Source organism: Pedobacter sp. NO84 (assembly GCF_059703915.1).
This window is the reverse complement of record NZ_AP046575.1, coordinates 2,844,916-2,858,921: the sequence shown is the minus strand read 5'-3', so window position 1 is coordinate 2,858,921 and position 14,006 is coordinate 2,844,916. Positions and strand designations below refer to the sequence as shown.

The 14,006-nt window shown below is 38.7% G+C and carries 14 protein-coding genes; 2 read left to right on the top strand and 12 right to left on the bottom strand.

The window, feature by feature from the left end; all coding sequences use genetic code 11:
- Positions 1-9: 9 nt before the first annotated feature.
- The 10 genes from AC6H0V_RS12505 to AC6H0V_RS12460 form a co-directional block, all read right to left on the bottom strand.
- Positions 10-1,398 carry a LutB/LldF family L-lactate oxidation iron-sulfur protein gene (locus tag AC6H0V_RS12505; protein ID WP_497560521.1) on the bottom strand — a complete coding sequence of 463 codons (1,389 nt, stop codon included), beginning with the start codon at positions 1,396-1,398 and terminating at the stop codon, positions 10-12.
- Between the two features lie 136 nt (positions 1,399-1,534).
- Positions 1,535-3,181: a M28 family peptidase gene (locus AC6H0V_RS12500; RefSeq protein WP_497560520.1), complete on the bottom strand. Its 1,647-nt coding sequence runs from the start codon at positions 3,179-3,181 to the stop codon at positions 1,535-1,537.
- Between the two features lie 63 nt (positions 3,182-3,244).
- Complete coding sequence (rpiB, locus tag AC6H0V_RS12495) at positions 3,245-3,685, bottom strand: ribose 5-phosphate isomerase B (protein ID WP_497560519.1); 441 nt, start codon at positions 3,683-3,685, stop codon at positions 3,245-3,247.
- A gap of 117 nt (positions 3,686-3,802) precedes the next feature.
- Positions 3,803-4,687: a twin-arginine translocase subunit TatC gene (gene tatC / locus AC6H0V_RS12490; protein ID WP_497560518.1), complete on the bottom strand. Its 885-nt coding sequence runs from the start codon at positions 4,685-4,687 to the stop codon at positions 3,803-3,805.
- A gap of 137 nt (positions 4,688-4,824) precedes the next feature.
- Entirely contained in the window at positions 4,825-6,159 is a 1,335-nt protein-coding gene (gene accC, locus AC6H0V_RS12485) for an acetyl-CoA carboxylase biotin carboxylase subunit (protein ID WP_497560517.1), read from the bottom strand.
- A 10-nt stretch (positions 6,160-6,169) separates the two neighbouring features.
- Positions 6,170-6,640 (bottom strand): acetyl-CoA carboxylase biotin carboxyl carrier protein, encoded by a 471-nt coding sequence (gene accB / locus AC6H0V_RS12480; protein ID WP_497560516.1) that lies wholly within the window; start codon positions 6,638-6,640, stop codon positions 6,170-6,172.
- 109 nt (positions 6,641-6,749) lie between these two features.
- Positions 6,750-7,739, bottom strand: coding sequence for a beta-ketoacyl-ACP synthase III (locus tag AC6H0V_RS12475; protein WP_497560515.1), 990 nt, complete (start codon positions 7,737-7,739; stop codon positions 6,750-6,752).
- A gap of 15 nt (positions 7,740-7,754) precedes the next feature.
- A complete protein-coding gene (gene plsX, locus AC6H0V_RS12470) occupies positions 7,755-8,693 on the bottom strand; it encodes a phosphate acyltransferase PlsX (RefSeq protein ID WP_497560514.1) in 939 nt (312 codons plus the stop codon).
- Positions 8,694-8,789: 96 nt separating this feature from the next.
- Positions 8,790-8,981 carry a 50S ribosomal protein L32 gene (gene rpmF, locus AC6H0V_RS12465; protein WP_497560513.1) on the bottom strand — a complete coding sequence of 64 codons (192 nt, stop codon included), beginning with the start codon at positions 8,979-8,981 and terminating at the stop codon, positions 8,790-8,792.
- Between the two features lie 18 nt (positions 8,982-8,999).
- Positions 9,000-9,533, bottom strand: coding sequence for a YceD family protein (locus tag AC6H0V_RS12460; RefSeq protein WP_497560512.1), 534 nt, complete (start codon positions 9,531-9,533; stop codon positions 9,000-9,002).
- A gap of 386 nt (positions 9,534-9,919) precedes the next feature.
- Here AC6H0V_RS12460 and AC6H0V_RS12455 point away from each other — a divergent pair, with 386 nt between their 5' ends.
- Positions 9,920-10,114, top strand: a complete 195-nt coding sequence (locus AC6H0V_RS12455; RefSeq protein WP_497560511.1) for a hypothetical protein — start codon at positions 9,920-9,922, stop codon at positions 10,112-10,114.
- A 76-nt stretch (positions 10,115-10,190) separates the two neighbouring features.
- On the opposite strand, the gene AC6H0V_RS12450 is transcribed toward AC6H0V_RS12455, so the two are convergent.
- Positions 10,191-11,045, bottom strand: coding sequence for a sulfurtransferase (locus AC6H0V_RS12450; RefSeq protein ID WP_497560510.1), 855 nt, complete (start codon positions 11,043-11,045; stop codon positions 10,191-10,193).
- Between the two features lie 880 nt (positions 11,046-11,925).
- Positions 11,926-13,005 (bottom strand): 4-hydroxythreonine-4-phosphate dehydrogenase PdxA, encoded by a 1,080-nt coding sequence (pdxA, locus tag AC6H0V_RS12445; RefSeq protein ID WP_497560509.1) that lies wholly within the window; start codon positions 13,003-13,005, stop codon positions 11,926-11,928.
- A gap of 199 nt (positions 13,006-13,204) precedes the next feature.
- On the opposite strand from pdxA, the gene rsmA reads away from it, so the two are divergent.
- Positions 13,205-13,990: a 16S rRNA (adenine(1518)-N(6)/adenine(1519)-N(6))-dimethyltransferase RsmA gene (gene rsmA, locus AC6H0V_RS12440; protein ID WP_497560508.1), complete on the top strand. Its 786-nt coding sequence runs from the start codon at positions 13,205-13,207 to the stop codon at positions 13,988-13,990.
- Positions 13,991-14,006 lie beyond the last annotated feature (16 nt).

Sequence of the window (14,006 nt, the reverse complement as noted above, 5' to 3'; positions counted from 1 at the left end):
AAATTAAGGTTATAAATCATTAATTTTCTGCTTTTCTTCAAACTGTTTAGCAAAGGATTTTGGTGCGATTTCTGGCATTGAACGATATTTGCCCCAACTTTTTTTGAAGAACGTTTTAAGCAGAAAATTTTTAAGTTTACCGCTTAGCATATCCATGGTTGATCGTTTTTTCATTCCTTTCTTCCATAAATTCCATCCGATGTCTTCTAGTTTAGAGTTGTCGTTCTCATTTGCAGCATCACGCCTATTTAACAATAACATTTTATGGATGTCTATCTTAACTGGACAAACTTCAGAACATTTTCCGCATAGGCTTGATGCATAGCTGAGGTGTTTAAATTCTTTCATTCCCTTAAAATGCGGTGTGATGATAGAGCCGATAGGACCGCTATAAGTTGTGTTGTAGGTGTGGCCTCCAATGTTTTTGTACACCGGACAAGCGTTTAAACAGGCTCCACAACGAATGCAATAAAGCGCTTGGCGCTGATCTTTTTGTGCCAATAAGTTGGTACGTCCATTATCCAATAATATCACATACATCTCTTCAGGCCCGTCTGTTTCGTTATCTTGTCTAGGGCCACTAAGTAGGGTATTGTAAACAGTTAAATTTTGTCCTGTGCCGTGGCTGGCCAAAAGAGGCCAAAATAAATCGAGGTCGGCGATAGAGGGTATTATTTTTTCGATGCCAACAATGGCAATATGGATTTTAGGGAAGGTGGTGCATAAACGGGCATTTCCCTCATTTTCTGTTAGTGCAATACTTCCGGTATCAGCTACCAAAAAATTACCTCCAGAGATTCCGATGTCTGCTTGTAGGTATTTATCCCTTAACAATTCCCTCGCTTTCTGTGTGAGTTGCTGAGGTGTGGCATCTATGGCGGTGCCGAATTTTTCGTGGAAAAGCTGTGCAATCTCTTCTTTGCTCAAGTGCATTGCTGGTGTTACAATATGATATGGTTTTTGCCCCAATAATTGAACAATGTACTCGCCAAGATCGCTTTCGAGGGATTCTATTTCGTTTTTCTCAAGAAATTCGTTTAAATGAATTTCTTCTGTAGTCATTGATTTTGACTTAATTACTGTCTTTCCGCCGTTTTTCTGAATGATATTTAAGATTTCTCTTTGTGCCTCTGCAGTATCATTGGCCCAGATTACCTTGCCCCCTCTTTTCTGAAAATTGGATTCGAACTCAGGCAAGAATTTGTCTAGGTTTTCCATCACACGCCATTTAATGACATGTGCTTTTTTCTTTGAGGCTTCAAGGTTTTCGAACTTTGAAAGCCCACGCTCTACGGCAGCATTGTATTTTCCAATATTGTGATTTATAGTTTTACGATGCGGCAAATCAAAGGCCTTTTCATCTGCTTTAACCAAAAATTCTTCGGCAGTAGTACTCATGCCCAAAGATAGCAGAAAATGTAAAAGGGAAGAGGGAAAATGGAACATAAAACTGAGCTAAACGCCAAACAAAAAAGCGATGGTAATTTTTTATTACCATCGCTTTTCATAACGCTTATCGCTCAACGCTTGTCGCCTATTTCGTTTTCGTTGATCCGTCTGCATTTTTATCTACCAGAGGCCTATTTGGTCTGTTAGCTAGTTCCCACGCCGTATAATAGGTTAAGTGTGCACGTTTGGCTAGTAAATCGAAGTTGATTTTACTCACCTCATCACCTGGTCTATGGTAATCCTGCTCTAACATCCCATCATAATAGAAAATTACAGGAATGCCTAATTTTGCGAAATTATAATGGTCTGAACGATAGTAAATTCTTTGGGTATCTTTCGGATCATCAAATTTATAATCCAATTTCATTTTAGTGTAGGTATCATTTACTTTTTCACTTAATTTACCTAATTCGGTACTTAGCATAAACGAACCAACAGAGTAGATATAGTTAGCGCTATCAGGTTTGCCAAGATATTCTTCACCTATCCGGCCAATCATATCTGTATTTAAATCAGCAATGGTATTTTCAACTGGGAAAACTGGGTGTTCCGAATACCACTCTGAACCCAATAGGCCTTTTTCTTCACCCACTACCGTCATAAATAAAATACTTCTTTTCGGGCCTTTGCCTTCTTTTTTAGCTTTTGAAAACGCTTCTGCCAATAACAACACTCCTGTAGTACCCGAACCATCATCATCTGCACCGTTATTTACTTTATCTACTGCGTTAGGATCATTAATCAATCCAATATGATCATAGTGGCCGGTTACCACTAAAACTTCATTTTTTAATTTTGCATCAGATCCTTCTAAGAAACCCAAAACGTTTTCTGCTCTAACGTCTGTTTCTACGCTTGCTGCACTGAATGAAACAGGAATATTAATCGAAACAGTAGCAGGTTTCATGGTTTCGGTTATTTTTTTCTTAATGTCATCTATTGAAGTGTTTGCAGCGGCCAAGATTTGGTTTGCTGTTGCGGTACCGATAGTTACTGTAGGCAATGCGGTTGCAGCAGCCATAGTTTTTACTCTATCCACAGTTTTCAAATAAGGATTGCCATTTTGAAGCATACCTTTCATTTGAGGATTAAGATTATCAACTTGAGGGTTGATTACCAATACACCCGCAGCTTTGTGGTCTAACAAGTACTTGATTTTAAATTGCAGGCTACCAGGACCGGCTGGTGCACGACGGCCACCTGCGGGTGGTGTTGTAGATGGTTTTGCTGTAGGATCTCCATTTGTAAAGATCATTACCACTTTTCCAGTAACATCTTGATCCGCATATTCGTTAAAATCGTCTTTGCTCATTCCATAGCCAGCAAATAAAATCGAATTTGCAGTAACGTTGTAACCTGTTGAGCTAACAGAAGAAGGTGTGATATAATAATCCTTTAAACTTTCTTTTGCTTGGTTGTTAACAGAGAATGCCGATCTAGAAAGAGCAATAGAAGCGTAACCAAGTTTTTGGAAGTAAGGATCACTTCCATCTTTAACCGGACCAACCAATCCAAAACTCTGGAATTGTTTTTTAATGTAATCTGCAGCCATCCAAGCTCCTTTTTTACCAGTTTCTCTTCCTTCGTATTCATCAGAAGCCAATACAGACAAATGGCTATAGGCTCTCGTTTTATTGATGCCTTGACTATATTTGATAGCCGTTTTGTCCTGGGCAATCGCACTCATGCTTAACATTACTGCAAAGCCGGTGTATAAAAATGTTTTTTTCATTGATTTTTTAATAATTGATGCGAAAATTGCTCATCACATCGTTGGTTTATATAAGTTTATAAGTTAGCAGGATATTTTATTCACTCTGGTTGCGTGTCGGCCACCTTCAAAAGCAGTTGTTAAAAAAGTGGTTGCCATCTCTTTGGCCAAATAGGCTGAGACAAATCTTGCTGGTATGCACAAAATGTTTGCATCATTATGCTGTCTTGCTAAAGATGCCAATTCATTTTCCCAACATATAGCCGCTCTTATTCCCTGGTGTTTGTTGGCTGTAATGGCAACTCCATTTGCGCTACCACAAACCAAGATCCCAAAATCAAATTCGTTATTTTCTACTGCCGATGCAACAGGGTGTGCAAAATCAGGATAATCAACAGAATCGGTAGAGTAGGTCCCAAAATCTTTAAGTTCGTACCCCGATAGGTAATCTTTCAAAACTTCTTTATACTCGAAACCAGCATGATCGGCACCAATTGCAATCTTTAATTTTAGGTTTGTAGACATAGCTCAAATTTATACAGAATAAATTTAGTTGTGCGTAAAAAAATGATTACACCGATAAGGGTCTTGCATTTGGCGTGAGGCGTTGAGCGCTATACAGAATCGCTCAACGCTTACCACTTAATTCTTGTAAAACAGCGCTTCTGCCTTAAGTTTTTTCTTTTCAATATTGGCAGAGATCATAATACTTAATTCGTACAATAAGAAAAGTGGAAAGGCAACAATCATCATCGTATAAGGATCGGCTGTAGGGGTAACAACTGCCGCTACTACTAAAATTAATACCGCCGCATATCTTCTGCTTTTGCGCATGAATTTTGGCGTCATTACTCCGAGTTTTGAAAGGATGTAAATAACTACCGGGAGTTGAAAAATGATCCCCGATCCCAAAGCGAGCGTTAAAATAATAGAAAGATAAGAATCTATGGTAATCATATTAGCGATACTTGGATCTACAGTAAACGTTAACAAGAAGTTAATGGATAATGGTGCAATGATGTAGTAACCGAACAGCACACCTACAAAAAACAATATCGAAGCAAAAAGTACAAAACCACTTGCCGATTTTCTTTCATTCTCTAGTAGGGCGGGTTTAATGAACAGCCAGATCTCAAATAACAGATAGGGAACACCTAAAATCAAACCTGCAGTAATACAAGAATTCATTTGTAAGGTAAACTGCCCAGCCATTTCGGTATTGATCAGCTTTGCGTCCATTACAGTGATACAGAATTCTTTTGGTATGATAGAAGGAAAGAGTTCCACAAGCTTGCACATCATTCTATAGGTCCAAAAATCTGCTTTTTTAGGCCCCATTATTATTGTGCCCCAAATGAAATCAGAAAAGTAGAATGCACCACATACAAATACAGTAACCACAGCCAATGTTCTGAGCAGGTGCTTTCTTAGCACATCAAGGTGATCGAAGAAAGACATTTCTGCCTCCAGTGATTTTCCTTTATTCTTGATGGAATCGATTAGGTCTTGGGTTTTAGTCTTGCTCATTGAAATGATTATTAACTGAGTGGGCATTTGGCATTCTGCTCGCCTAACATCAAACGCCCAACTCCATACAAAAATACCATTCTATTTGGTATAGAATGGTATTTACGGTTTAAATCTACATAAAGATTAATTTATTGCTATAATTCAAAAGTTTCCATAAACTTAGTAGTAAAATTCCCCGCTCTAAAGTTGGGATCTTTCATCAATTTTAGATGGAATGGAATAGTTGTTTTAACACCTTCAATTACAAATTCGCTCAGCGCACGCTCCATAGTGCAGATTGCCTCTTCACGCGTTTGCGCTACACAGATCAGCTTTGCTATCATTGAGTCGTAATTTGATGGAATTTGATAACCTGCATACACATGCGTATCAACACGAACACCATGACCTCCGGGAGAGTGAAAGTTAGTGATTTTACCAGGAGAGGGCCTGAAGCCATTTGCTGGATCCTCTGCGTTGATACGGCATTCGATCGCATGCATATTTGGCAGATAATTATTTCCAGAAATCGGGATGCCCGCGGCTACCTTGATCTGCTCTTTAATTAAATCGAAATTAATTACTTCTTCCGTTACGGGATGCTCTACCTGAATTCTGGTATTCATCTCCATAAAATAGAAATTACGATGTTTATCAACCAAAAATTCAACTGTTCCAGCGCCTTCATAGTTTACCGCTAGGGCCCCTTTGATTGCTGCTTCGCCCATTTTCTCACGCAATTCTGGAGTCATAAATGGAGATGGTGCTTCCTCAACTAATTTTTGGTGCCTACGTTGGATCGAGCAATCTCTTTCAGATAAATGACAAGCTTTACCGTACTGATCTCCGATAACTTGAATTTCGATATGGCGTGGGTCTTCGATATATTTTTCTAAATAAAGTCCATCATTACCAAATGCAGCCCCTGATTCTTGACGGGCACTGTCCCAAGCATTTTCAAATTCTTCATCTTTCCAAACAATTCGCATCCCTCTGCCACCGCCACCAGCGGTTGCTTTTAAAATTACAGGATAGCCCATGCCTTTGGCAATTTTAATGCCTTCCTTAACGCTTTCTAATAGTCCTTCTGATCCTGGAATAGTGGGCACGCCAGCAATTTTCATGGTTTCTTTGGCCGAAGCCTTATCTCCCATACCATTGATCTGTTCTGGAGTAGCACCTATAAATTTAATTCCATAATCGCGGCAAACCGATGAAAATTTAGCATTTTCGGAAAGAAAGCCATATCCAGGATGAATAGCGTCTGCATTGGTTAGTTCGGCTGCGGAAATTATGTTTGGAATACTAAGATAAGAATCTTTACTTGGAGGCGGACCTATACAAACCGCCTCATCGGCGAAACGCACGTGTAAACTCTCCCTATCTGCAGTAGAGTATACAGCCACCGTTTTTATGCCCATTTCTTTACAGGTACGGATAATACGCAAAGCGATTTCGCCCCTGTTGGCAATTAATATTTTTTTAAACATGGAATGTTGCTTATATTGGTTCTACTAAGAATAACGGTTGATCATATTCTACTGGAGATGCATTATCCACCAATACTTTAACGATACGACCAGAAACTTCACTTTCTATTTCGTTAAAAAGTTTCATGGCTTCAATAATGCATACCACCTTGCCCACACCAATTTCGTCCCCAATATTAACCAATGATGGTTTATCTGGGCTAGATGAGCGATAGAAAGTACCTATCATTGGCGATTTAATAGTAATATATTTTGAGGTGTCTTCTACTTCTGGGGTACTAACCGATTTGGTTTCTGCTGCTGGCTGTGCCGGAGCTGGTGCTGCAGACTGGGCTACAGGTGCAGGTAGGCCTGCATTTACATAAACAGGTGCCTGATTGGTTTTAATCGTAATTTTAAAGTTCTCTTGTTCAATAGCAACTTCATTTACGCCCGACCGAGAAACAAATTTAATGAGTTCCTGAATTTGTTTGATATCCATTCTTTTGTTGTTATGTTAAAAAAATTGGTGTCTTTATGAATTAACTAAGTTATAGTTTTTTTGTTTTAAAATAGAGTCGATAGTCGATAGACAATGGACTATGGTCCAACTAATATGCCCATTTCAGGTAAACCGATCCCCAGGTAAATCCTCCGCCAAATGCGGCTAAAATTAAATTGTCTCCCTTTTTGAGTTTGCTTTCCCATTCCCACAAGCACAATGGGATAGTTCCGTTGGTAGTGTTGCCGTAACGTTCTATGTTGATCATCACTTTATCAGAATCTAAACCCATTCTAGACGCAGTGGCGTCAATTATACGTTTGTTAGCCTGGTGTGGAACTAGCCATGTTACATCATCAGATGTTAAATTGTTGCGTTCCATGATTTCTGCGGCAACATCAGCCATGTTTGTTACGGCAAATTTAAACACTGCCTGACCTTCCTGATGCACCACATGTTCGTTATTTGCCACTGTTTCTGCACTGGCAGGGCGAGCTGAGCCCCCAGCTTTTTGGCCCAGAAAATTTCTTCCAGATCCATCAGTACGTAAAATAGAATCTTGTACACCTAAACCTTCTTCGTTAGGTTCTAAGAGTACTGCGCCACAACCATCACCAAAAATAATACAGGTTGTACGATCCTGGTAATTGATAATTGATGACATTTTATCACCTCCAACCACAAGAACCTTTTTATGTTTTCCAGATTCGATAAACTGCGATCCTGTAGATAACCCGAAAATAAACCCAGAGCACGCAGCCTGAAGATCATATCCCCATGCATTTTTAGCGCCTATTTTATCGGCCAATATATTTGCAGATGCTGGGAAGGGATAATCTGGGGTAGTAGTACAAAAAATAATCAGTTCAATTTCTTCAGCGCCTATCCCTCTTTTTTTAAGTAAGCCATTTACCGCTTCTACGGCCATATCTGAAGTGCCTAAACCCTCTCCTTTTAATATTCTTCGCTCTTTAATGCCAGTTCTAGAGGTGATCCATTCATCCGAAGTATCAACCATGGTTTCCAGCTCTTTATTAGTCATGATATAGTCTGGGACGTAACCATTAACTGCAGTAATAGCAGCGTGAATTTTGTTCATTTTATTTGATTTAAATTATTGGAATGCCACTTGTATTTTACCTACCAATCCAGTTAATATCATATCTCTAGATTGGAAAATCATATTTTTAATTGCTTGCGGGCTTGAGATACCATGGCCGATCAGCACAGGGGCATTCACGCCTAAAACCGGGCTTCCACCATAGTTTTCATAATTGAAGCGATCAAAAAATTCGTCTTTTAAGCCTTTTTTTATCGTTAGTACATAGAATGATTCGGCCAATTTAAGCATTACATTCCCGGTAAAGCCATCGCAAACAATTACATCGGCCTTATCATTAAATAGATCACGACCTTCAACGTTGCCTACAAAGTTAAATAAATGGGTTTCTTTCATCAGCGGGAAGGTGGCTAAAGAAAGCATATTGCCTTTTTCATCTTCCTCACCAATATTCATGAGGGCTACTTTAGGATTATCGATCTGTAAGGTATTTTCGGCGTACAAACTTCCCAAAACACCAAACTGAAGCAAGGTATCCGGCTTGCAATCGGCATTGGCGCCAACATCTAACAATAGACCGATGCCCCCTTTGAGTTTGGGGATAATGGTACAAAGGCAGGGGCGGATAATTCCGGGAATGGTTTTTACGCTAAATACGGCACCAACAAGCATTGCGCCAGAATTTCCTGCGCTAGCAAAAGAGTCAATCTTGCCTTCTTTTAATAATTGAAAGCCGATAGCAATACTTGAATTTGGTTTTTGAAGAATAGCTTTGGTGGGGTGTTCTCCCATACCAATTACTTCATCAGTATGTACGTATTCGAATAGATTTGGGTCGAATCCGTTAGCTAAGAGTAGAGGTTTAATCTGCTGAGTATCTCCAATAAGCACTAATTGCTGATCGGGAGTAAGAGATTGATGAGCAGCAATTGCTCCCAAAACATTCGCTTCGGGAGCATAGTCTCCGCCCATTATATCGAGACCTATTTTCATAGTAAAAATCTTTTGTGTGTAAGCATTATGCTTTTTAGTTCTATTCATCTAAGTTAAACTTAAACCAATAGAAAACACAAAAATTTTCTTAGAAAACTATCCTATTGAGGTGTTTTCTATAACTAGTTTGCCGTTGTAGTACAAGTTGCCATCAACATTGTAAGCAGTGTGAGGAACGTGTATGGCGCCAGTAGTTTGACAAGTAGCCAAGGTAGGAGCTTCAGCTTTGTAATGCGTTCTTCTTTTATTTCTTCTTTGTTTAGAAATTTTGCGTTTTGGATGTGCCATTGCTGCTTTATTTAATTATTATTTTAATTTTTTTAATGCCGCCCACCGGGGATCGTCACTTTGTTCTTCTTCTTTTTCTGCGGTTCCGCTAGCTAATTTGGCTAAAGTAGCAATCATTTCAGGATCACATTTCTGGCCGTTATCTGCTTGCTCGCAGTTGTTAATGTAAGGTATGGCGACATTGATAAATTCGTAAATCATTTCCGAAACATCAATCGCACTTTCCTTCTTATTGAGCATAACGATCTCTAAATCATCACTCTCTAAATCATCTTCGGCAAACTTTACAATCTGCCTTTCATTTAATTCGATAGGTTGACCAAATTCTGCTAAACATTTATCGCAATTTAATTGAATAGTGCCCCAAATGTGGAAATGCAAAATCAACATTGTTTCCTGTTTATCCAGATCAACTACTACCTTAAGTGCCCCATCTTTTACTAAAGAGTACTCAAAAGCATCAAAAAAGCTCTTATCAATCTCAAAATCAAATTGATGTTTGCCCAATTTTAAGCCTGTAAAAGGGATTGAAAATTGTTTTAATGCCTTCAATTGTAACTAAATTTTAGCCTGCAAAGGTAAGAAATATTTTTATTAAATAAAATGTTTTGTAAAAATAGGCTAGAGAAATATAGAACATCATTTTATTGTTGGATGGTTTGTAGCATTGGTATATGCTAGGCTAAACCGTAAATGCAACGATGAATGAAATATGGCCCACATCTCCATTCGCTACGCATATCGCTGTTTAAAATAGGAATAGAAAAACAGCGCTACTTCTCCTCGCTTAGTGTACCCTTCTTTGCGTTTCCATCGCTAAATACCTTATAGGTTTTTGAACCCTATACTGTGTAAAATTAAATATTTTTTAGAATTAATGCATATCGATTTTCATAACTTTATCGTTTTAAATGATTGATCATAAAAGATATATTCACATGGAAAAGCAAGAAAAAATTGATTTGTTAAAAATCATTAATCAGCAAGTAAGTTCTTCTATTCTTGGAGGAGAAGAGGAAGATTATACTACTTTGGAAAAAGATGGCTATATTAAAATCAATAGGAGTGCTGTACAATGGTGGGCCGTGATAACTCCTTTAGGGTTAGATTTTTTAGAGGAGAACCGGTCTTAATATGCTACTCGATTTTACAATCCAAAAGATGATAATCCTGGCATATTGATAGGAATATGCTCAACTCATGATCGTGTTATTTTTCTGCCAAGGTCATATCCTTGCCGTTTCTGCTCCACTCGCTCCAAGAACCGATATATAACTTAGGGATTTCCAAGCCGGCATAATCCATGGCCAACAACATATGGCAAGCAGTTACCCCCGAGCCACAATGTACAATGGTATGTTTCGCATCATTGGGCAATTCTTGTTTGTACTTCTCATTTAAGACTTCTGGATCTAGAAACAAACCATCAGGATCTAGATTTTCGGTAAAAGGGATATTTATGGCGCCGGGAATATGGCCCGCAATGAGGTCTATTGGCTCTGTTAACCCCGCAAAGCGATTTTTATCCCTAACGTCAACTATAGTTTGATCACCGGTTTTACTTGCTTTTTCTACTTCGTTGATATCGGCGGTGGCCAATTGCCAGCTGTTATCCCAATAGCTAGCAGGAGGGTACGGCTTTCCGCCTTCGGCAGCTGTAACCTTTTCGCTATTGGTAGGGAAACCTGCCTTTATAGCAGCCTTAAATCCACCGTTTACCACTTGCACTCTTTCATGGCCTATTGACTTTAACATCCACCAAAACCGAGCAGCAGCGTTAGAACCGTTTTTATCATCATATATAATTACATAACTGGATTGGTTAATCCCGAAACTGTTTAGCGTAATGTCGAACTGTTCCACTGAAGGTAGGGGGTGCCTTCCGCCAAGGGCGAAATCGTTAATATTGGCCAATTCGGTATTTAGGTCGATATAGTGGGCGCCAGCGAGGTGATTTTGATCATATCTCTCTTTTGAACCCGCACTGGCATCAAATAAAATGAAATCTGAAGGGTTAAGCTTAACTAGATCTTGGGGTTGGATAAGTGGGGATAAGGTTGACATGGCGTTTTCTGGGGATTGACAAGCCAATTTACATAAAAACTAACTTATAAGTAAATGCTTTTTTTACTAATTAAGGAGTGATTTAAGAATGGGTGGATTGGCAAGTCAAAGTGCAGTGTGTTATCTTTGTTCGGGGTTGATTCTATCATTTTTTGGAAAAGAATTATATCTATAAATTATAAGAACAGATAAACCTGAGATAAGATACGATAGTAGTCTTTTTGCATTTATGAAGGATGAATTAAACATGCTTAAATCATTTTTAAATATAAATACAGAAAGAACGGTACCTACTAATATTACATATCCAATTTCGAGAGGTATAGTTTTAGCCGTGTTTGTTTTAAAAATCCAAGTAAAAGTTATAATAATCGGTATAAATAACCATAACCTAAATAGAAGATAATAGATGAAATAAGCCCAAATGTAATTGAATTTATGTATGGCGATATTCCAGTCTAAAGCACAATCTATAACGAAATTGGTTAAGCTTAAAAATAAGGGAAGAAGAAATACAATAATCCAGAATAAATTTTTTTCTCGCATTAGTTGCAGCCCTTTCTATCTTTTAATTGCTGTAAAGTAATCTTTCCATCAAAGTAAAAGGATAGGTAGGTTTCTTAAAAAGAGTAAGGTTGGCCTAGTTAAGGCTGTTGAGTTGCGTTTGTTAGCTTGCATTTGTTGGGTTGATTTATTTGAAGGTAAATAAAATAAATCCACACGGCTAATTTTTATATGGAAAGTTTGATTTACTATTCAAAAGAATATGTATTAAGGACAAGGCTTTATATTTATATACGATTTATAGCCTACTAAATGAATGGCACCCAAGATACCTGATCACCTAATCGCTCACCGCCAAACGCTTACCACTTACCGCCTAGTTCGCATCATCCTTCACATCACTCGCAGTTTCCACTAATTTGCCGCCACTTCTTAATTGGTTGCTCAACAGGCTTTCTTGTTCTCTGCGATGTTCGATAATATGGATTGCTGCAAAAACAGCTTCCATAAACGAAGTATGATCTGCTAAATCCTTACCAGCGATATCATACCCTGTTCCATGATCTGGTGAAGTACGTACAAATTTTAGTCCGGCAGTATAATTTACGCCCGTGTCAAAAGCGATCGTTTTAAAGGGAATAAGACCTTGATCGTGATACATAGCCAGAACAGCATCGAATTTTTTATAGGTGCCATTGCCAAAAAATCCATCGGCAGCATAAGGGCCAAAACATATAATTCCTTTATCAAATGCTTCCTGGATAGCAGGAGAAATAATTTCGGCCTCTTCCTGGCCTAAAAGACCATTATCGCTTGCGTGTGGATTTAATCCCAATACCGCAATCCGAGGTTTTTCGATCCAGAAATCTTTCTTTAGGCTCTCATTTATCAGTTGGATTTTCTTCACAATTTTTTCCTGACTAATCGCCTTTGGCACATCAAGTACCGGGATATGGCCAGTAACTACACCTACGCGTAACGTTTCGCTGATCAAAAACATGAGCACATCGCTGCTTCCGCTGCGTTCTTGTAAATATTCTGTATGACCAGGAAAGGAGAAATTTTCTGTTTGGATATTATGTTTATTGATCGGGGCGGTTACCAAGGCGTCTATCGCTCCGCTAACCAGATCATCTGTTGCTTTTTGTAGAGATAATAAGGCGTATTTTCCGCCAGTTTCATTGGCAACGCCTAAATCTATCTTCACATCTTCCTCCCAGCAGTTGATCATGTTTACCTTACGGGGATGGGCAGCGCTTGGCTGATTGATGACGTTAAAAACCAGCTCATTAATATTCAGAGCTTTTCTGTGGAATGACGCCACTTTAGTATGCCCGTAAACAATTGGCGTACAGTAATCTAGCATCTTGGGCTCAGCAAAAGTCTTTAAGATAACTTCTAAACCAATCCCATTTATATCACCTATACTAATCCCTAATTTAACTTTATCGCTCATGTCGTTATTCGAAGATTTGGCGCAAATTAGGCATAAAAAAGTTAAACGCAAAGCACGGTAAGTATACGCAAAGGTCGCAGAGAAGAATTCTCAGAAAAACAGAAAGAAAAAAGCAGCATAAACCGCAACTATGGTTTGAAACCTTAACTTTGCGTACTTAGCGTAAATCTTTGCGCTCTTTGCGTTAAAATTTAGGAAAATGAGTTTAGTTAAAGCGAAAAAGCATTTAGGGCAACATTTTTTAACGGATAAACGGATTGCCGAAAAAATTGTTGATGGTTTGGTGCATACCGATCAGTATCATCAGGTTTTGGAGGTTGGTCCAGGAATGGGGATACTTTCTGATATTTTATTGGAACGAGCCCATCTCGAAACTTTTTTAATTGATATTGATGTAGAATCGGTAGCTTTTTTAAAAGATAAATACCCTCAACTAGGCAGCCGGTTAATTAGTGGAGATTTCTTAAAACTAGATCTCACTTCCATTTTTCCGGGTAAATTTGCGGTAATCGGTAACTTCCCGTATAATATTTCTTCACAGATCCTATTCAAGATTTTAGATCACAAAGATCATATCGTAGAAATGGTGGGTATGTTTCAGAAGGAGGTTGCGGAGCGATGCGCTTCCAAAGCAGGAACAAAAGAATATGGAATTTTAAGTGTGCTGATCCAGGCGTATTATGATATCGATTATTTATTTACCGTAAAACCTGGTACTTTTAATCCTCCCCCAAAGGTTAACTCGGGGGTAATAAGATTAAGCAGAAACCAAACCGTTACCTTGCCGTGTGACGAGAAACTTTTTTGGCGTACGGTTAAGGGGGGATTTAATCAGCGCCGTAAGACCTTAAGAAATGCGTTATCGGGCACGATCCCTAAAGATAAAATGGATAACCATCCTTTTTTTGATAAGCGTGCCGAACAGTTAACGGTGGAAGATTTCATCACACTAACCCAGCATCTGAGCGCATTAATGCAACTTTAGTAGAAATAACGTGTCG